Origin of the sequence: Streptomyces sp. NPDC056347 (assembly GCF_042262625.1) — a bacterium.
Classification (GTDB): Bacteria; Actinomycetota; Actinomycetes; order Streptomycetales; family Streptomycetaceae; genus Streptomyces.
On sequence record NZ_JBHJQP010000054.1, the window covers coordinates 1 to 17978 of the forward strand.

Sequence of the window (17978 nt, forward strand, 5' to 3'; positions counted from 1 at the left end):
GACCCACGGCCGGGAGTTCCTCTTCGCCACGAACGGACCAACGAGCAACCGAACCGACAGTCACATGACCAACAGCTTCTGTTAGGACCTCTAAGAGCTCATCTGATTTGGTGCTCGCTTGATGGAGGCATAGCCTGCCCATTCCTCTATCGTGCCGACATGGGGTGCTGGACGGCGTATGCACTGCGGGCCGAGGACGGCACGAGCTGGGCCATGGGGGAAAAGTGGGGCATGTGGGACCTTGCCGACGCGGCCGACCGCGTGGGCCTCGTCGAGGCGGTGCTTCGCGGCGGCATGCGCGTGGACGACGCCGGTGCCCGCGATTTCCTGGACGGTGTCTTCTGTCGTGGCGCCGCCCTCGACCTGGTCGCACGCCGCTACCGCTACTACGGCTGTGGCCAGCCGGGCGTCCACTACCTCGACTGCCACGCGCGGCGACGGGCGACGGAATCGGACTGGGATGGTTGGGACGTGGAGTACGCCTGGGGTGGATGTGATGACTTCGCCGACCTAGTGGCGGAGACCGAGTTGGTCTTCACCGAGATCGAGTTGCCGGGCCCAACACTTCCCGACGCGGTGCCGCTGACCTCACGGGAGGACTGGTTCGTCGGCTGGGACCCCGACGAGTGGCGGATCTCGGTGCTCCACAGTGAGATCATCGCCGACCTTGTCGCTCCCGCCGCAGCGGTGGTCAGTCTCATCGGGGCCGATCACACGGTGCTGGACTACCACCTGAACATCCTCAAGGTCGGACCGTGGCTGGCCTGGTACGGCGAGTCCCTTGCCGAGATGCTGCCCGCCCACGCCCCGTACCCCATGCCGATGGAAGAGACCGTCAAGGCCGGCGTGGTCATCGACCTCCCCGCGCGTCGACTGCGCTACTGGACCACGGATTTCGTACCTCCCAGTCTCACCGCCCGCATGGCCGCCGTCTGGCTGGGATGGCGCGTCGAGCGGCTGCCACTCGGCTACGTCGGCCACCTGGCCGCCACCGGGCGACACAATCCGGACCCGGACCTGCTCCTCACCTATGCCGAGCTACGCGAAGCGCGGTGGGAAGAGCACCTCATCGCGATGCGGAACACAGACCTCCACACACTCCGCGCCGACCCGAGAAACCTGCGAGCACCGCGGGTGGAGGTGATCGAGGACGGCCGAGAGAGTTAAGAGTTGGCCTCATGCGGTGAGTCGGCGGTAGCAGATGAGGGTGCAGGCGATGCTGGTGAAGGCCAGGAAGTGGTCGGCCTTGCGCTCGTAGCGACGGTGGAGACGGCGGCAGCCGGCGAGCCAGGCCATGGTGCGTTCGATCGTCCACCGGTGTCGTCCGAGTCGCTGCGAGGTCTCGACGCCCTTGCGGGCGATGCGGTGCCGGATACCCCGCTGGGACAACCATCGCCGCAAGTGGTTGTAGTCGTATCCCTTGTCGGCGTGGAGTTTGCCGGGCTTGCGCCGGCGGGGGCCTCGCCGGGAGCGGACAGGCGGTATTCCCTTCACGAGCGGGATCCGGGCCTGGCTGTCATGAACGTTGGCACCGAGATCCCGATGGACAGGGGCAGACCGGTCCGCTCAGTGATCAGGTGGATCTTCGAGCAGTACTTGCCCCGATCCACAGGATTCGGACCTGTCAGATCCCCTTTTTCAGGGCCCGCATGTTCACCGAGTCGATTGCGCACCTCGACCAGTCCAGGTCACCGCGCGAGCCTAGTTCGTCGAGGACGAGGCGGTGCAACTTGGCCCACACTCGCGCCTTCGTCCACTCGGTGAACCTGCGGTGGGCCGTTGCCCCGGACGGCCCGAACGACGCCGAGGGCAGTTGCTGCCACGTGCAGCCGGACGTGGCCACGAACACGATCGCGGCCAGCACTTCACGGTCACCGTGCCGGCGCCGGCCGCCGCCCTGAGGCCGCGATGGCGCCTCAGGCACCACGCACTGGAACAGCTCCCACAACTCATCCGGCACCAGACGCTCAACGATCCCCACCACAGCCAACAGCCTATCGAGCCAAATGAGATGACCTCTAATGGAGAAGTGGATTCCGCATAGGTGTCCGGCTCTCCGGAAACATGGAGATACTCATGTCTCGTATGCGTTCCTTCGGTGTCGTCTCGAGCGCCCTGGCCCTCGCTGCCGGTGTCATGCTGTTCGCCGCTCCCGGCGCCAGTGCCGCATCCGGCTGCAAGGCGTACAACCGGGCTGACGGTGCTGGTGTCGGCTGGTGCGACTTCGGCAACGGCACCTGGGTGGTTCACGGCTACTGCGCCAACGTCGGTGGCGTCAACGGCCCTTACGGCGGCACCGTGGGCTATCGCAACTCCGGCAAGGAGGCCGCCTCCATTCTCGAGTGCGGCATGGGTGGCGGCGCCGTCAACCTGTGGGTCGAAGTGACCGGCTGATCGTCCCGAACGCACGCACCGGGGCCGTCGAAGTGATTCCGGTGGCTCCGGTGCGTCTTGGTCCGGACGGCGGCCACTGCGGACGGTCTCGTCGGTCAGCGCTCCGGCCGCTGGTCCCCGGGGCCGGTCCGGATGCCGTCGGAGGCGGGTGCGGTCGGGTGCGGCGGCCCGCTCACGCGGGGGCCGGCGAAGGCACTCTGCGGGAACGTCGCCGGTCGGCGGCCCAGACGGCCAGGGCGCAGGCCGCGAACCCGGCGCCGAGCAGGCTGGACGCCGCCCAGCCGTGGGCGGTGAAGACGGCGGTGGTCGTGGCGGCGCCGAGCGCGGAGCCGAGCGAGTAGAAGACCATGTAGCTGCCGATGACACTGCTGATGCGGTCCGGATGCGCGGTGGTGAGCAGGTGCTGGTTGCTCACGTGCACGGCCTGCACCGCGAAGTCGAGGAGCACGATTCCGGCCACGGGCAGCCACAGGGACCACGACAGCTGCCCGATCGCCGCCCATGAGGCGATGAGGAGGGTGAGCGCCAGCCCCGTGACCCGCCCTGCTCGTCCCGCGTCCGCCCATTGCCCCGCACGTGCCGCGCCGAGCGCGCCGACCAGGCCCACCAGCCCGAACAGCCCGATCCGGCTCTCGTCCAGCTGCCACGGCTCACCGGCGAGCGGCAGGGACAGCCCGCTCCACAGGGTGCCGAAGGAGGCGAACAGGAAGAACGCGACGAGCCCGCGGACCAGGAAGAGCCGCTGCCCGAACAGTCCGCCGAGCGAGGCCACGGCCCGCCGGTACCCCGAGGGCCGGTACGGGCGCTCCTCCGCGGGCAGTACGGCACGTACGAGGGCCGCGAGTCCCAAGCACAGGGCCGCGAGCGCGGCGTACACGTACCGCCAGCTCCAGAGCTCGGCGAGCGCCCCGGTGACCACCCGTGCGCCCAGGATGCCGATCACGACGCCCGAGGTCACCGTACCGATGGTGCGTCCGCGTTCGGCGGGCGACGAGACCGACGCGGCGTAGGCCACCGTGGTCTGCACCACGACCGCGAACAGCCCCGACAGCGCCAGCCCCGCGAACGCCGCCGACGCCCCCGGCGCCGAGGCGGTCAGGAGCAGGCCTGCCGCGGTGACCGCCAGGTGCACGGCGATGAGCCGGCGCCTGTCGACCACGTCGCCGAGCGGCACCAGCAGCACCAGCCCGACGAGATAGCCGAACTGGCCGGTCGCGACGATCCACCCGGTGAGCTCCGCCGGTACGCCCAGGTCGCGCCCCATCGGCTCCAGGACCGGCTGGGCGGCGTAGATGCTCGCCACCGCAACGCCGCAGACCATTGCCAACAGCGTGCGCCGCCATGTGTTCATCGTGCCCCGATTCAAATCAGTAGCGAAATGCAACCGATTTGACCGTACGGCATGATGGTTTTGATCCGCAACCAAACGGGAGGTGCCATGTCACGTATCGACTCGCGTGCCGCGAACCCGGACCGGACCGGTGCGGGAGAGGCCAATCAGGACCGGACCGACCTGGACCGAACCGACCCGGACCGGGCCGAGCCGGACTGGACCGACCCGGACTGTCCGGTCGCGCGCGCTCTCGACCTCGTCGGCGACCGGTGGAGCCTGCTCGTGGTCCGTGACGCGATGGACGGGGCCCGGTCGTTCACCGAGTTCCACCGGCGCACCGGCGTCGCCCGCAACATCCTCACCGACCGCCTCCGCAAGCTCGCCGCTCACGGAGTCCTGGCCCAGCGCACCGCACCCTCGGGCCGTCGTCAGGAGTACGTGCTCACGGACGCCGGCCGCGACCTCTTCCTCGTCGTCCTCGCCCTGCGGCAGTGGGGGGAGCGCCATGCCTTCAATCCCGGTGAGCCGCATTCCACCCTGCTCGACCAGCACGGCACGCCGGTGCCGGAGGTCGTGGCGACGGGCGCCGACGGCACCCCGCTCGACGCCGACACCACGCTGGTGCGCAAGACCCGCTAGCTCCGCGGAGAAGTGCCGCGACGGATTCCTGCGGGTCATGTCAGTGTGACGGCGTGACAAGGATCGAGATGACAGATGTGTTCGCGACCGGACGCCGCGATGGAGGCGGAAGTCTTCATGCGTACCGGGTGCGTGGACGCGGACGCAGCGCCGTAGTTCTGTGGATCGGTGGGTTGGGCGACAAACCCGACCGGGTGTTTGCGTTGCCGGACGCAGGGCGCCGGCACGTGCCGGTGTTTGTGACTGTTCGGCAGGCGAGGGCGTATGTACGCCGACGGGGCCGGGAGCTCGCCACTTCCGAGGCCAACACGCTTGAGCTCTCCCGCGTCCAGCACTGGCTGGAGGATCCGGTGCGCCGAAAGGTCCCGTCGGGCGCGGTGCTGGATGCTTGGAACTTCTTCGAGGATCTGGCCCGAGGTCTCGACGCGGTCCACCGGTTGCCGCAGCAGGGAACAGTGCAGAACAGCGCGTACGAGAAGCTGTTCGAAGGCGAGTGCGCCACGTGGACTCCCGATGAACGACGCGCGGTACTGGAGTTGAGCAGGGCCGGGGTGGAGCTGTGGAACTCTTGCCCAGTGATCGTTAATCCCTGCTCGGGCATCGCCTTGGAGGCTGGACCGACCTCCCGGGCTTCGTGATCCGCGGCCCGGCTCTCATGCTGTCCTCGTCGGGTGGTCGGTCCGGGTGCGGATCGATGAGTCGGGGGCGAAGCCGCGCAGGGCGGCGAACTCGGAATCGATCCGGTTCGGCCGTGATCCGCGGATCGGCAGGAAGATCGGCCCGACGCGGGAGCGGTCTCTCCGGGCTCGTCACCGGACCGCCACCGTCGAACCACCACCGTCGAGCCGCCGTCGCGCGCGGGCGCCCTGCCGCCCCCCGGCCGCGCATGGCCGGATCCGGCAGGGCCCCGTTCTCACGACCCGCCCCGTACGGGAGGCTTGTGGCGCGGCCGTGGTCCGCGGCCCGTCCGGCGGAACGGAGCTTGTGATGGCTGAGGCTGGGGAAGACGACGCGTCGGTGCCCGCGCAGCGGGCGATGACTCCGTTCGACGACATCTACGACCAGGCCGACCCCCGCGCGTTCTTCCGCGAACTCGGTGCGTTCGGCTACCGGACCCCGCATCACGCCCAGCGCGTCTTCCGCCGTCTGGCGGCACTTCGGCTCCGCGCCCCGGGCGATGCGGTGCTGGACCTGTGCTGCTCGTACGGGATCAACGCCGCCCTGCTCAACCATGAAGTGACGCTGGACGACCTGTACGCCCACTACTCGTCGCCGCGGGTGGCGGCCATGACCACCAAGGAACTGGCCGAGCACGACAGGTCCTTCTACCGCACCCGCCGCCGACCCGACGCCGTCCCGGTGATCGGCCTCGACATCGCGCCCAACGCCATCGCCTACGCGCGAGCGGTCGGCCTCCTCGACGACGGGTTCACCGAGAACCTGGAGACCGCCCCGCCGAGCCGGGAACTGCTGGACGCGGCCCGGAACATCCGGCTCATCACCATCACGGGAGGCGCGAGCTTCCTGTCCCGGGCCACGTTCCAGCCACTCCTGCACGGCGCCCGGACACCGCCATGGGTCGCCGCCTTCGTCCTGCGTACCGGCTCCTACGCGCCCATCGCCGAGCATCTGTCCGAACACGGCCTGGTCACCGAGGCGTACACCGGACGCACCTTCGTCCAGCGCCGCTTCACCGGCGCCGCCGAACAGCGTTACGCCATCGACGCGGTGACCGCCCAGGGGCACGACCCGGACGGCAAGGAAGCGGCGGGCCACTTCCACACCGCACTGCATCTCACACGTCCCGCGGCGGACGTCGGGACACCTCTGCTCGACGCACTGGCCGGCCGCTGAACGGCACCCTGCCGTACGGACGCCGTGGGCACGGACCCCGACGTGTGGGCGTCGTCGGCTATGACGGGCGCCCGCCGAACTGCCAGTTGTGCACCTCGATGTCGGCGTACCGGTCAGGGGTCAGGACGGCGCGGGCCGCGCCCGGGTCGGGCGCCTGGACCAGCGCCGCCGTGCCCAGCCAGGTACCGCCGTCGTCGGACAGCAGCGGCCCGTACGCGATCAGCCCGTTCCGGCCGGGCGGCACCGTGAGGTCGGCGGCCTGCCCCGAGCCGAGGCCGAGCACCAGATACCGGCTGCCGCCGGTCCCGTCGTCGGGGAAGTCCCACATGGTGCGCCCCAGCGTGTTGCGCCATCGCCGCAGCAGCACGTCCCGGTAGGCACCGGCCTGGTAGTTCGGCTCGTCGAAGGCGAAGGCGCGGGCTGCGGCGGCATCGGGCAGGTCGACGATGTGCACGCTTCCGGTGAGTGTGTCGCCGTCGTCGGCGAACGTCGGGCCCCGGGCGATCATCTCCTTCGCGTACTGGTCCATGTAGGACCAGTGTTCTTCTTGCAACTCGTAGCGCAGCGGCAGGGAGGCGGACCGGTCTCGGTGGTAACAGAGGAACTCCATGCCCAAGGATCGCCCCCGGGAAGCGACCGGATCGAGCCCAAAGGCCCTTCGCCAGGTGAGACGCTGCACACATGAATGATCTCGGAGCCGAGCACTTGCACACCCTCACGCTGCGGCTCATGACGCTCCTCGCGGGCGAGCCCCGGGACCAGCTCGCCTGGTCGGCGGAGCACGGAGTGAGCACGGAGGATCTCATCGAGGAGGTCCAGCTCTTCTGCCGCGTCGGCCAGGAACTCGCGGAGCGCGGAGTCGTCGAGCCCGAGAACCTGCTTCATCTCGAGGACATCGACCGCCGCCTGGGCGAGATGGCCGCCGCCGACAGCAGCGGTCCCTGGTCCGGTTTCCTGGTCGCGGATCCGGCCTGGGGCGAAGTGCGCCTCGCTGCCCGGAAGTTCCTCCTCGGGACGGTGGGCGAATGGCGTCGGCCACTGCCTCGCCCTTCGGGCTCGCGCGCCGGCGGAAGCTGACCGCGCCGTCCCCCCGGGGCCCGGAGCGTCCGGCTCACCTCAATGGCGCACGTACCGGGAAGACCCGGTGGTCGTTGATCGTCTCGGATTGTTCACATCCCCGAGGGCGCCGCTCGTCGGGCCCGAGGGGCCATCCGAGCAGAGGAGTTGCTCCATGAAGCGCAATGCTCTCGCCGCGGCGGCCGCCGCCCTGGCACTCGCCGGTCTCGCCGGGTCGTCCACGGCCGCCGGTGCGGCGCCCGGCACGGTCTCCGGGGACGGCGGCAACCGCATCGGCACACTGCGGGTCGACGGTGTCGCCCATGTGAAAGAAGGCGGGCTGAGCGCCGCCTGGGTCAAGGAGTCGGGGAGCATCAAGCAGCTCACCCTCTCCGGCAACCGCATCGGTGTCGTCACCGGCGACGGGGTCGCCTGGGTCAAGGAGGGCGGGCTCAGCGCCTCCTGGGTCAAGGAGGCCACCGACGTCAAGCGGATCGCCCTGTCCGGCAGCCGTATCGGCGTCCTCAAGGACAACGGCGAGGCGTACGTGAAGGAGGGCGGGCTCAGCGCGACCTGGGTCAAGGAGTCCGTCAAGGTCAAGGAACTCGAACTCTCCGGCAACCGCATCGGCGTCGTCACCGGCAACGGGGTGGCCTGGGTGAAGGAGGGCGGGCTGAGCGCCTCCTGGGTCAAGGAGTCCGACAACGTCGTCGACATCGCCCTGTCCGGCAACCGCGTCGGCGTCCTCGTCGGCAACGGCGTCGCCTGGGTGAAGGAGGGCGGGCTCAGCGCCTCGTGGGTGCGGGAGGCCGACGACGTCATCCAGCTCGAACTGGCCGGCAACCGCGTCGGCGTCCTGAAGGACAACGGCGAGGCGTACGTGAAGGAGGGCGGGCTCAGCGCGACCTGGGTCCACGAGTACGACCACGCCATCCAGATCGCGCTGTCCGGCAGCCGGGTCGGCGTCCTCAAGGGCGACGGCGACGCACGGGTGAAGGGCGGCGCGCTCAACGCGGCCTGGGTCCTGGAGGCGAGCGACGTCACGGAGCTGGCCCTCTCCTGAACGCCTGTTGCCCAACGGCCAGGACAGCCGCGCCGCACACCGGTGCCGACTTCGGTGTGCGGCGCGGCGCCGTTCTGGCGGGGCGTACGGGTGGGGCGTGCGGGGGGCGTACGCACCGCGGGGCCGGGAAAATCGCTGGTCAGGGGGTGGCAGGTTCGGTAGGAAGGGGGGCATGACTGCCTCCTCCGCTGCCGCGGCAACCGCCACCGCCCCCGTCGACCGCAAGACCTTCAGCCACGCCGAATTCGACCTGGGGGACGCGGTGCTGCGCCCCTGGGCCCCGGCGGACGCCGACTCGGAACCCCTGCTGGACGCGCTGGTGTCCGCCGCGGCCGATCCGGCGATCGCCCTCTGGAACCCCATCACATCGACCGACCGGGACGCCGCCCGGGCCTGGGTGGAAGCGCGTCACGGCGGGTGGGAACGCGGCACCTCCGCCTCCTTCGCCGTACTCGACGCCACCGACGGGGCTCTGTTCGGCAACGTCACCCTCCGCTGGACCGACCGCGCGGACGGGCTCGCGATGATGGGCTATCTGCTGCTGCCCGCCGCCCGGGGGCGGGGGCTCGCCACCAGGGCGGTTGCCGCGGTCACGGACTGGGGCTTCGACACCGTCGGCGTCCGCCGCATGGAGATAGCACACGCCGTCGGCAACCAGGCGTCCTGCGGGGTGGCCGACCGCTGCGGTTACCTTTCCGAGGGCGTGCTGCGCGAGTCCTTCCGCTTCGGAGACGGCGACTACCACGACGAGCACCTGCACGCCCGGCTCGCCAAGGACCCGCGTCCGGAAGGAAATTGACGGTACGACAGTTTCTCCGGGAACCGGCCGCCGCCCTTCCGTACTCATAGGATCGACGCGACTTCGGGGATACGGGGGTGGTCGATCGTGGCGCGCGGCGGTCCGGTGCGCACATGGCGCGGGTACGGGGTCCTGGCGGCGGTGCCGCTGCTGCTGGCGACCGCGTGCGGCGGGGGCGGCGGGGGACCGGCGAAGACGTCCCCGTCCGCCACCGGAGCCACCGCCACCGGAGCCACCGCCACCGGAGCCACCGCCACAGGCCGGGCGGCGCCCGGGGCCACGGACGGACCCGTCGTCGACGCCGACCCGGCGCGGCTGCCCGCCACACGGAAGGCGGCCCTCGCCCTGATCGGGAAGGCCATCGCCGGCCCCGACGACTTCGGCCCCGGCGTCGTCGCCCGCACCCCGTACGAATCCGGGCCGGACACCTGGCCGGTGCTCGGCACCGACTGCGTATGGCAGCAACGGCCGCCGGGGCAAGGGATCCTCGCCACGCTCGCCCGCTCCTTCGAGATACCCGCGGCCCGGGGCAAGGGGCCGCTGCGGCTCGCCGCCGTCATGACCGTCCATCGCGCCGACGACGGGGCACGGTGGGAGATGGCCGAGTCGCTGGAGGAGACGATGCGCTGCCCCACGCAGCAGTTACGGCAGGGCGAGTCCATCAGCGGAGTCGGCGCGACCGCCCTGGCCCTGGGAGAGGGCGGCCAGGTCACGTCCGACGACTCGCTGATGGAGGACGGCCAGTACCGGAGCGCCGAACTCGGCGGCCCGTACCCGTACGTATGGATGCAGAGCCAGACCCTCCGGTTCACCTACGCCGTGACCGCCAGGGGAGGCGAGGGGTGGGCGAGGGGCGAGATCGACGAGGTCGCCGTCCGGGGGCAGGCCGCCATGATGAACCGGCTGGGCGCCGCCATCGGCAGGAAGGGCTGAGCCACATGGAAGAGCTGCGGGCCTCGGACCCGTCCTGGATCGGCGGGCACCGGCTGCTCGGCAGGCTCGGCGCCGGCGGCATGGGCGTCGTCTACCTGGGCCGGACCGCCGAAGGGGCACTGGCCGCCGTCAAGGTCATCCTCCCCGAACACGCGGGGGACGCCGGCTTCCGGCTCCGCTTCCGCCGCGAGGCCGGGGCCGCCCGCCGGGTCGTCAGCCCCTGGGCGGTCCAGGTGACCGGCTCCGGCACGGAGGAGGAACGGCCCTGGCTGGCCACCGAGTTCGTCCCCGGACCGGCGCTCTCCGAGGCGGTCGCCCGCTGCGGGCCGCTGCCCGCCCGCAGTGTCCGGGTCCTCGGCCGGCTGCTGGCCCGGGCCCTGGCCTCGGTGCACGAGGCGGGGCTCGTCCACCGCGACGTCAAACCCGGCAATGTGCTGCTCGGTGCCGACGGGCCGCGGCTCATCGACTTCGGCGTCGCCCGGGTCACCGACGCCACCGCGCTGACCGCCGCGGACCTGGTGGTGGGGACCCCCGGCTTCCTCGCCCCCGAACAGACCGTCCGGGGCGCCGACGCCGTGGGCCCCGCCGGTGACGTCTTCTCGCTGGGCTGCCTCCTCGCGTACGCCGCGACCGGGCGGCCCCCCTTCGGGAGCGGTGCGGTGGACGCCCTGCTCTACCGCACGGTCCACGAGGCGCCCGAGCTCGAAGGGGTCGACGACCCCGAACTGCGCTCCCTGCTCGTGGCCCTGCTCGACAAGGACCCGGCCGCCCGCCCCACCGCCGCCGCGCTCGACGGCCGGATCACCGAGGACGCCCCGGACGGCTCGGTCGACTGGCTGCCCGAGAACGTCGTACGGCTGATCGCCGAGCGGTCCGCCGAGATCCTCGCCCTGCCCGGCATCGACGCCACCCTCGTCGACACCCCGGACACCCCGGCTCCCTCCCGGCGAGGGCTGCTCCTGCTCGCGGGCGCCGGGACGGTGGCCGTCGCGGGCGGCGCCGCCTTCGCCGTACGCGAATGGCTCCGCGACGACGACACGGCGGGTTCGGGCACGACCGGCCCCCGGACCTGGGCGATCGGCGTGCAGGCCGACCTGTCCGGGCCCCGGGCGGCGATCGGCCGGGCCCAGGAACGCGGGGTGCGGCTCGCCGTCGACCGGTTCAACGCCCGTACGGACAAGCCGTTCACGCTGCGGGTGAAGGCCGCCGACGACCGCAGCGGGACCGCCGCGGGCAAGCGGGCCGCCGAACGGTTCGTCCGGGACCGCGACGTGCTCGCCGTCATCGGCCCCACCGACGACCCCGTCACCACCGCCGTGCTCGACACCTACGACGAGGCGATGCTGCCGATCGTGACCGTGTCGTCCCAGCAGATCGCCTTCGCCGTGCGGTCGATGAGGTCCTTCTTCCAGGCCGTCCCGTCCGACCTCGCGCTCGTGTACCCGATCCGCAACCGGCTGGTGCTCCGGCCCGACGTCCAGCGGCTCGGGGTGCTCGTCGACCGGGCCGGGGGCCAGTCCGCCTACCTGCTGGGCCACTACCTCAACCGGACCGTCGTCAGCACCACGGACGGCACCACCTACCCGCGCGTGGTGCCCGCCGGAACCCGTGATCTCGCCCCGGTCGTGGACGACATGCTCACGCACCGGAGCGACGCCTTCTTCCACGCCGGGGACCCGGCCGGGGCCGCCCGCGCCGCACGGGCGCTCGCCGCCACCTCCTACAAGGGCCCCCGCATGGCCATGCAGTCGGCGATCGGCGACCGCTTCCTGAAGGACGCCGGGGACGCCGCCGAGGGCTGGGAGTTCGTCGCGCCCTGGATCGGCGCCACCGCCCCCGCGGTAAAGGAGTTCGCCGCCGCGCACCGCGCGAAATACGGCACCGCCCCCGCCCCCTGGGCCGTCGAGGCGTACGACGCGACCCGGATGGTCCTCGACGCCGTCACCGCCCTCGCCCGGAAGAACCGGCCGCCCGCCCGGTCCGCGCTGGTCGCGAAGATCTCCTCGTCCACGTACCGGGGGATCTCCCGCACCTACGCCTTCACCGACGGCTACCGGCTCAAGAGCTTCGACGGCCACCTCCACGGCGTCCGCGACGGAGCGTTCCGCCACCTCGGCGCGGCCCCCGCGGCGACGGGCTGACCCGGCGTGCGACCGCTCCTCCCGGAAGACCCCCGAAGCGTCGGCGGCAACCGGCTCCTGGCCCGGCTCGGCGCCGGCGGCATGGGCGTCGTCTACCTGGCCCGCACGGGCGGCGGACAGCTCGTCGCCGTGAAGGTGATCCGGGCCGAACACGCCGCCGACATCGGCTTCCGGGCCAGGTTCCGGCGCGAGGCCGGGGCCGCCCGCCGCGTCGACGGCCCCTGGGTGGTACCGGTGACGGATGCCGACACCGAGGCCCACGAACCCTGGCTCACCACCGCGTTCGTGCCCGGCCCCTCGCTCGCCGAGGTCGTCGTCGCCGAGGGCGCGCTGCCGCCCGCGACCGTCCGGGCGCTCGGGGCCCGGCTCGCCGACGCGCTCGACGCGGTGCACGCGGCGGGGCTCGTCCACCGCGACCTCAAACCGGCCAACGTGCTGCTCGCGCTCGACGGGCCCCGCCTCATCGACTTCGGCATCGCCCGCGACGAGGGCTCCACCACCCTCACCGAGCCCGACGCGCTGCTCGGCACCCCCGGTTACCTCGCCCCCGAACAGGCCACGGGGAGACCGGCCGGGCCCGCCTGCGACGTCTTCGCGCTGGGCTGCGTCCTCGCGTACACGGCCACCGGCCGCCGCCCGTTCGGGGACGGCGGGGCGGCGTCCGTGCTCTTCCGTACCGTGCACGAGGAGCCGGACCTGGACGGGCTGCCGCCCGCCCTGCTGCCGCTCGTCGAGGCGTGCCTCGCCAAGGAGCCGGGGGACCGGCCCACCGCCCGGGAGACGGCCCGGCTGCTGGCCGCCCCGCCCGGCGAGGACCCGGCCGCCTGGGCGCCGCCCGGCCTGTCCGCCCTGATCGCCGCGCGCTCGGCTGCCGCCCTCGACATCCCCGCCCCCGTCCCGTCCCCGAAGCCGCCCACCTCGGCCGGGGCACCCGCCCCGCACCGCCTTTCCCGGCGCGCCGTCATGACCGCCGGGGCCGCCGCGGTGCTGCTCGGCGGCGGCGCGGTCGCTGCCTGGACGGCGGCGGACCGGCGCACCACCGGGGCCGGGAAGCCCGCCCCTGCCGTCCCCACCCACACCATCGGCCTGCACGCCGACCTCACCGGACCGGGCCGGGCCCTCGGCCTCGCCCACCAGCGCGGCATGCGGCTCGCCGTCGACGACCACAACGCCCGCCCCGGTGTCCCCTTCCGGCTCGCCCTGCGCGCCGAGGACGACGCCGGGAACGCCGCCCGCGCGCCGGGCGTCGCCGACCGGATCGCCGCCGACCCGGACGTGCTCGCCGTCGTCGGCCCCACCCACGACGTCATCGACGCCGCCGTCGTCCAGCGCTACGAACGCACCGGCCTCGCCCAGGTCGTCGTCTCGGCCGGGTCCACCACCGTCGACACGACCGCCACCCAGAACCTCTGCCTGCTCCGGGTCCTGGACGACGAACTGGCCAACGGCCTCGTGGACTACCTGGTCCTGACCCGCCGGGCGAAGCGGGTGATGGTCGTGGAGGACGACGCCGACCTCATGGGCGCCTGGGCCATCAGGAACACCCTCACGGCCATCACGCCCGAGAGCACGGCGCTGATCGTGCACCAGGTCAAGGGAGGCGTCGACGACTTCGGCCCGGCGGCCCGCGCGGCCCTCGACGCGGGCGCGGACGCCGTGGTCCTCGCCGGGACCTCGCCCGCCCGGGGAGCCCGCTGCGCGGTGGCCCTGGCCGCCGCCGGGTTCACCGGCGCCCGTGCGTCCACCGGCCCGGTCCTCGCGCCCGCCTTCCTCGACGGGGCCGGGGAGGCCGCCGAGGGCTGGGTGTTCGCCGAGGCGTACGGCGACCCCTCCGCGATGCCCGCGGCCAAGGCGTTCACCGCCGCCTACCGCGAGCGCTTCGGCACCGCCCCCGCCCGCTGGGCCGCGGAGGCGTACGACGCGGTCGGGCTGATCGCCGACGCCGCCCGCACCACCAGCGCCACCGGGGCCCTGCGCGAGGGCATCACGCAGCGCCTCTTCCGCACCACCCACAAGGGCATCAGCCGCACCCTGGAGTTCGACCGGACCCGGACGGTGATCTACAAGAAGGGCCTCTTCCTCCACCGGGTCGAGAAGGGCCGCGCCCGCTTCTTCCAAACGCCCCTCGCCAACACCTGACCGGCCGGCCGGACCGGCGGGGCGAGGAGACCCGGATGGGCCGGACGGGCGAACCGTACGACGGCATGAAGCGGATCTTCGGGCGTGCTTAAGAAAACCTCGATGGACCTGTGGCGCGGGGTGCGGCAGATTTCTCCGTGACGGCCGAGGATGGTGCGCGGCAGCCGACCGACGCGCGCTGCCGCAGGTGTCCCGTCCCCACGATCCTCCCCGGGCCGCAGGCTTCCGTTCGGCATGCCCCCGGCCCGGGGTACTCAACGCCGCACCAGCACAGGGAGTCACCGCAGTGAAGGCACTCGTCAAGCAGAAGGCCGAGCCGGGACTCTGGCTGATGGACGTGCCGGAGCCGGAGATCGGCCCCTCGGACGTGATGATCAAGGTGCTCCGCACCGGCATCTGCGGCACCGACCTGCACATCCGCAACTACGACGGCTGGGCGCAGCAGGCCGTGCGCACCCCGCTCGTCCTCGGCCACGAGTTCGTCGGCGAGGTCGCCGCGACGGGCGCCGACGTCGTCGACATCGCCGTCGGCGACCTGGTCAGCGGCGAGGGCCACCTGGTCTGCGGCAAGTGCCGCAACTGCCTGGCCGGCCGCCGCCACCTGTGCCGCTCCACGCTCGGCCTCGGCGTCGGCCGGGACGGCGCGTTCGCCGAGTACGTCGCGCTGCCCGCGTCCAACGTCTGGGTCCACCGCACCCCCGTCGACCTCGACGTCGCCGCGATCTTCGACCCGTTCGGCAACGCCGTGCACACCGCCCTGTCCTTCCCGCTGGTCGGCGAGGACGTGCTGATCACCGGCGCCGGACCGATCGGCATCATGGCCGCCGCCGTCGCCCGGCACGCCGGCGCCCGCCACGTCGTCATCACCGACGTCAGCGAGGCCCGCCTCGAACTGGCCCGCAAGCTCGGCGTGAGCCTCGCCCTGAACGTCGCCGAGGAGACCATCGCCGACGGCCAGAAGCGGCTCGGACTGCGCGAGGGCTTCGACGTCGGCCTGGAGATGTCCGGCCGCCCCGAGGCGATGCGCGACATGATCGCGAACCTGACGCACGGCGGGAAGATCGCCATGCTGGGACTGCCGTCCGAGGAGTTCGCCGTCGACTGGTCCCGCATCGTCACCTCGATGATCACCATCAAGGGCATCTACGGCCGGGAGATGTACGAGACCTGGTACGCCATGTCCGTCATGCTGGAGGGCGGCCTCGACCTCGCCCCCGTGATCACCGGCCGGTACGGCTACCGCGACTTCGAGGCGGCCTTCGACGACGCGGCGAGCGGCCGCGGCGGCAAGGTCATCCTCGACTGGACCTCCTGACCACCCGTATCCAGCCAACGAGCCGGGAGACACCCCTCATGTTCGACTCCGTACGCGACGACCTGCGCACCACCCTCGACGAGATCCGGGCCGCCGGACTCCACAAGCCCGAGCGCGTCATCGGCACCCCGCAGTCCGCGTCGGTCGCCGTCACCGCGGGCGGCCGCCCCGGCGAGGTGCTCAACTTCTGCGCCAACAACTACCTGGGCCTCGCCGACCACCCCGAGGTCATCGCCGCCGCCCACGAGGCGCTGGACCGCTGGGGCTACGGAATGGCCTCGGTCCGCTTCATCTGCGGCACCCAGGAGGTCCACAAGGAGCTGGAGCAGCGCCTCTCCGCGTTCCTCGGCCAGGAGGACACGATCCTCTACTCCTCCTGCTTCGACGCCAACGGCGGCGTCTTCGAGACCATCCTCGGCCCGGAGGACGCGGTCATCTCCGACGCCCTCAACCACGCCTCCATCATCGACGGCATCCGCCTCTCCAAGGCGAAGCGGTACCGCTACGCCAACCGCGACATGGACGACCTGGAGAAGCAGCTCAAGGAGGCGTCCGGGGCCCGCCGCCGGCTCGTCGTCACCGACGGCGTCTTCTCCATGGACGGATACGTCGCGCCGCTGCGCGAGATCTGCGACCTGGCCGAGCGCTACGACGCCATGGTCATGGTCGACGACTCGCACGCCGTCGGCTTCGTCGGCCCCGGCGGCCGCGGCACCCCCGAACTGCACGGCGTGATGGACCGGGTCGACATCATCACCGGCACCCTCGGCAAGGCGCTCGGCGGCGCGTCCGGCGGCTACGTCGCGGCCCGCGCCGAGATCGTCGCCCTGCTGCGCCAGCGCTCCCGGCCGTACCTCTTCTCCAACTCCCTCGCCCCGGTCATCGCGGCCGCCTCCCTGAAGGTCCTCGACCTGCTGGAGGCCGCCGGGGACCTGCGTGAGCGGCTGAACGCCAACACCGAGCTGTTCCGTTCCCGGATGACCGCGGAGGGCTTCGACGTCCTGCCCGGCGACCACGCCATCGCCCCCGTCATGATCGGGGACGCGGCGAAGGCCGGCCGGATGGCGGAGCTGCTCCTGGAGCGCGGGGTGTACGTGATCGGCTTCTCGTACCCGGTCGTCCCGCAGGGCGCGGCCCGTATCCGCGTGCAGCTCTCTGCCGCGCACTCCACCGAGGACGTGAACCGGGCCGTCGACGCGTTCGTCGACGCGCGGGCCGCGCTGGGAGAGTAGGCCCGGCCAGGTCGGGGCATCCGCCGTGACCTGGGACAATGGGTACATGATCGATGCACGGCGGCTGCGTATCCTCCGTGCGGTGGCCGACCACCGCACGGTGACCGCGGCCGCCGCCGCGTTGTACCTCACCCCCTCCGCGGTCTCCCAGCAGCTCGCCGCGCTGGAGCAGGAGACCGGACACCGGCTCGTCGAGCGGGGTGCGCGCGGCGCCCGGCTCACCCCCGCCGGGGAGATCCTGCTCACCCACACCAACGCGGTCCTGGCCCAGCTGGAGCGGGCCGAGGCGGAACTGGCCGCCTACAGCGCGGGGGACGCCGGTACGGTGACCGTCGCCGCGTTCGCCACGGGCATCGGCCTGGTCCTCGCCCCCGCCATCGCCGAGCTGGGCCGTACCGCGCCCGGCATCCGGGTCCGGGTCCAGGACGCGGAGGGCGATGCGAGCGTCCCGATGGTCCTGGACCGCCAGGTCGACGTGGCGGTGGCCGTGGAGTACCGGGGCGCCCCCGGCGAGGACGACCTGAGACTGACCCGGGTGCCGCTGTACTCCGAGCCGTTCGACGCGGTGCTGCCGGTCGGCCACGCGCTGGCGGGCCGGGCCCAGGTGGCCATCGCCGACCTGGAGAAGGACGACTGGATCGGCCCCTACCCGGGCAACCCCTGCCACGACGTGGTGGTCCTGTCCTGCGAGTTCGCCGGGTTCCAGCCCAGGATGGAGCACTCCTCGGACGACTTCCGCGCCGTCGTCGCGCTCGCCGGGGCGGGCGCCGGGGTGGCCCTGGTACCGCGCTCCGCGCTGCGCGGCATGGAGCTGACCGGGGTGGTGGTGCGGCCGGTCGAGGGCAACGCGCCGACCCGCCGGGTCTTCGCCGCGGTACGCCAGGGCGCGGCGGGGCACCCGCTGATCGCCCCGGTCCTCGACGCCCTGGCCGCCGCCGCGGTACGGGAGGGGGCCCTGCCGCTGCCCGCGTCGCCGTGACTCCGGACCTGAGAGCCCCGGCCTTCGAGCCCCGGGCACTGAGCCCCGACACCCGGCCTCCTCCGCGCGCCCCTGCCCGGCTGCTCCTGCCCGGCTCGCCG

The 17978-nt window shown here is 72.4% G+C and carries 16 protein-coding genes and 1 pseudogene; 14 read left to right on the forward strand and 3 right to left on the reverse strand.

The annotated features are described in order from the left end of the window. Positions 1–159: 159 nt before the first annotated feature. Positions 160–1167 (forward strand): hypothetical protein, encoded by a 1008-nt coding sequence (locus ACFCV8_RS15010; RefSeq protein ID WP_376685761.1) that lies wholly within the window; start codon positions 160–162, stop codon positions 1165–1167. Between the two features lie 9 nt (positions 1168–1176). Here ACFCV8_RS15010 and ACFCV8_RS15015 read toward each other — a convergent pair. After that, a pseudogene (locus tag ACFCV8_RS15015) lies at positions 1177–1975 on the reverse strand (IS5 family transposase). 101 nt (positions 1976–2076) lie between these two features. Here ACFCV8_RS15015 and ACFCV8_RS15020 point away from each other — a divergent pair. After that, positions 2077–2394: a hypothetical protein gene (locus tag ACFCV8_RS15020; RefSeq protein WP_376685762.1), complete on the forward strand. Its 318-nt coding sequence runs from the start codon at positions 2077–2079 to the stop codon at positions 2392–2394. Positions 2395–2566: 172 nt separating this feature from the next. Here ACFCV8_RS15020 and ACFCV8_RS15025 read toward each other — a convergent pair whose 3' ends face one another. Continuing rightward, positions 2567–3745: an MFS transporter gene (locus ACFCV8_RS15025; RefSeq protein ID WP_376685763.1), complete on the reverse strand. Its 1179-nt coding sequence runs from the start codon at positions 3743–3745 to the stop codon at positions 2567–2569. An 87-nt stretch (positions 3746–3832) separates the two neighbouring features. On the opposite strand from ACFCV8_RS15025, the gene ACFCV8_RS15030 reads away from it, so the two are divergent. The 3 genes from ACFCV8_RS15030 (at position 3833) to ACFCV8_RS15040 (ending at position 6220) form a co-directional block, all read left to right on the forward strand. Beyond that, the gene (locus ACFCV8_RS15030) at positions 3833–4366 is read left to right on the forward strand and encodes a winged helix-turn-helix transcriptional regulator (protein ID WP_376685764.1); all 534 of its coding nucleotides are present in this window, start codon (positions 3833–3835) and stop codon (positions 4364–4366) included. A gap of 68 nt (positions 4367–4434) precedes the next feature. Then, entirely contained in the window at positions 4435–5004 is a 570-nt protein-coding gene (locus ACFCV8_RS15035; RefSeq protein ID WP_376685765.1) for a hypothetical protein, read from the forward strand. A 349-nt stretch (positions 5005–5353) separates the two neighbouring features. Further along, positions 5354–6220 (forward strand): hypothetical protein, encoded by an 867-nt coding sequence (locus tag ACFCV8_RS15040; protein WP_376685766.1) that lies wholly within the window; start codon positions 5354–5356, stop codon positions 6218–6220. Positions 6221–6278: 58 nt separating this feature from the next. Here the strand turns inward: ACFCV8_RS15040 and ACFCV8_RS15045 are convergent, their stop codons facing one another. Continuing rightward, on the reverse strand, positions 6279–6830 hold the full coding sequence (locus ACFCV8_RS15045) for a YciI family protein (RefSeq protein ID WP_376685767.1): 552 nt from the start codon (positions 6828–6830) through the stop codon (positions 6279–6281). 71 nt (positions 6831–6901) lie between these two features. Between ACFCV8_RS15045 and ACFCV8_RS15050 the strand changes: the two genes are divergently transcribed. The 9 genes from ACFCV8_RS15050 (at position 6902) to ACFCV8_RS15090 (ending at position 17877) form a co-directional block, all read left to right on the forward strand. Next, positions 6902–7297 carry a hypothetical protein gene (locus ACFCV8_RS15050; protein ID WP_376685768.1) on the forward strand — a complete coding sequence of 132 codons (396 nt, stop codon included), beginning with the start codon at positions 6902–6904 and terminating at the stop codon, positions 7295–7297. A 154-nt stretch (positions 7298–7451) separates the two neighbouring features. Then, entirely contained in the window at positions 7452–8339 is an 888-nt protein-coding gene (locus ACFCV8_RS15055; RefSeq protein WP_376685769.1) for a peptidase S1, read from the forward strand. 172 nt (positions 8340–8511) lie between these two features. Further along, positions 8512–9138 carry a GNAT family N-acetyltransferase gene (locus ACFCV8_RS15060; protein ID WP_376685770.1) on the forward strand — a complete coding sequence of 209 codons (627 nt, stop codon included), beginning with the start codon at positions 8512–8514 and terminating at the stop codon, positions 9136–9138. An 87-nt stretch (positions 9139–9225) separates the two neighbouring features. Then, complete coding sequence (locus ACFCV8_RS15065; protein WP_376685771.1) at positions 9226–10071, forward strand: hypothetical protein; 846 nt, start codon at positions 9226–9228, stop codon at positions 10069–10071. A 5-nt stretch (positions 10072–10076) separates the two neighbouring features. After that, on the forward strand, positions 10077–12212 hold the full coding sequence (locus ACFCV8_RS15070) for a bifunctional serine/threonine-protein kinase/ABC transporter substrate-binding protein (protein ID WP_376685772.1): 2136 nt from the start codon (positions 10077–10079) through the stop codon (positions 12210–12212). A 6-nt stretch (positions 12213–12218) separates the two neighbouring features. Continuing rightward, positions 12219–14351 carry a bifunctional serine/threonine-protein kinase/ABC transporter substrate-binding protein gene (locus ACFCV8_RS15075; protein WP_376685773.1) on the forward strand — a complete coding sequence of 711 codons (2133 nt, stop codon included), beginning with the start codon at positions 12219–12221 and terminating at the stop codon, positions 14349–14351. 286 nt (positions 14352–14637) lie between these two features. Then, on the forward strand, positions 14638–15666 hold the full coding sequence (gene tdh / locus ACFCV8_RS15080; protein ID WP_376685774.1) for an L-threonine 3-dehydrogenase: 1029 nt from the start codon (positions 14638–14640) through the stop codon (positions 15664–15666). 38 nt (positions 15667–15704) lie between these two features. Continuing rightward, positions 15705–16898: a glycine C-acetyltransferase gene (locus ACFCV8_RS15085; RefSeq protein WP_376685775.1), complete on the forward strand. Its 1194-nt coding sequence runs from the start codon at positions 15705–15707 to the stop codon at positions 16896–16898. A 46-nt stretch (positions 16899–16944) separates the two neighbouring features. After that, positions 16945–17877 (forward strand): LysR family transcriptional regulator, encoded by a 933-nt coding sequence (locus ACFCV8_RS15090; protein WP_376685776.1) that lies wholly within the window; start codon positions 16945–16947, stop codon positions 17875–17877. The last annotated feature ends 101 nt before the right edge of the window (positions 17878–17978 follow it).

Excerpts from the sequence above, each read along its gene's own strand:
- ACFCV8_RS15050 (WP_376685768.1), top strand. The coding sequence starts at position 6,902 with ATGAATGATCTCGGAGCCGAGCACTTGCACACCCTCACGCTGCGGCTC.
- ACFCV8_RS15010 (WP_376685761.1), top strand. The coding sequence starts at position 160 with ATGGGGTGCTGGACGGCGTATGCACTGCGGGCCGAGGACGGCACGAGC.
- ACFCV8_RS15030 (WP_376685764.1), top strand. The coding sequence starts at position 3,833 with ATGTCACGTATCGACTCGCGTGCCGCGAACCCGGACCGGACCGGTGCG.
- ACFCV8_RS15060 (WP_376685770.1), top strand. The coding sequence starts at position 8,512 with ATGACTGCCTCCTCCGCTGCCGCGGCAACCGCCACCGCCCCCGTCGAC.
- ACFCV8_RS15055 (WP_376685769.1), top strand. The coding sequence starts at position 7,452 with ATGAAGCGCAATGCTCTCGCCGCGGCGGCCGCCGCCCTGGCACTCGCC.
- ACFCV8_RS15085 (WP_376685775.1), top strand. The coding sequence starts at position 15,705 with ATGTTCGACTCCGTACGCGACGACCTGCGCACCACCCTCGACGAGATC.
- ACFCV8_RS15040 (WP_376685766.1), top strand. The coding sequence starts at position 5,354 with ATGGCTGAGGCTGGGGAAGACGACGCGTCGGTGCCCGCGCAGCGGGCG.
- ACFCV8_RS15070 (WP_376685772.1), top strand. The coding sequence starts at position 10,077 with ATGGAAGAGCTGCGGGCCTCGGACCCGTCCTGGATCGGCGGGCACCGG.
- ACFCV8_RS15035 (WP_376685765.1), top strand. The coding sequence starts at position 4,435 with ATGACAGATGTGTTCGCGACCGGACGCCGCGATGGAGGCGGAAGTCTT.
- ACFCV8_RS15020 (WP_376685762.1), top strand. The coding sequence starts at position 2,077 with ATGTCTCGTATGCGTTCCTTCGGTGTCGTCTCGAGCGCCCTGGCCCTC.
- ACFCV8_RS15090 (WP_376685776.1), top strand. The coding sequence starts at position 16,945 with ATGATCGATGCACGGCGGCTGCGTATCCTCCGTGCGGTGGCCGACCAC.
- ACFCV8_RS15045 (WP_376685767.1), bottom strand. The coding sequence starts at position 6,830 with ATGGAGTTCCTCTGTTACCACCGAGACCGGTCCGCCTCCCTGCCGCTG.
- ACFCV8_RS15025 (WP_376685763.1), bottom strand. The coding sequence starts at position 3,745 with ATGAACACATGGCGGCGCACGCTGTTGGCAATGGTCTGCGGCGTTGCG.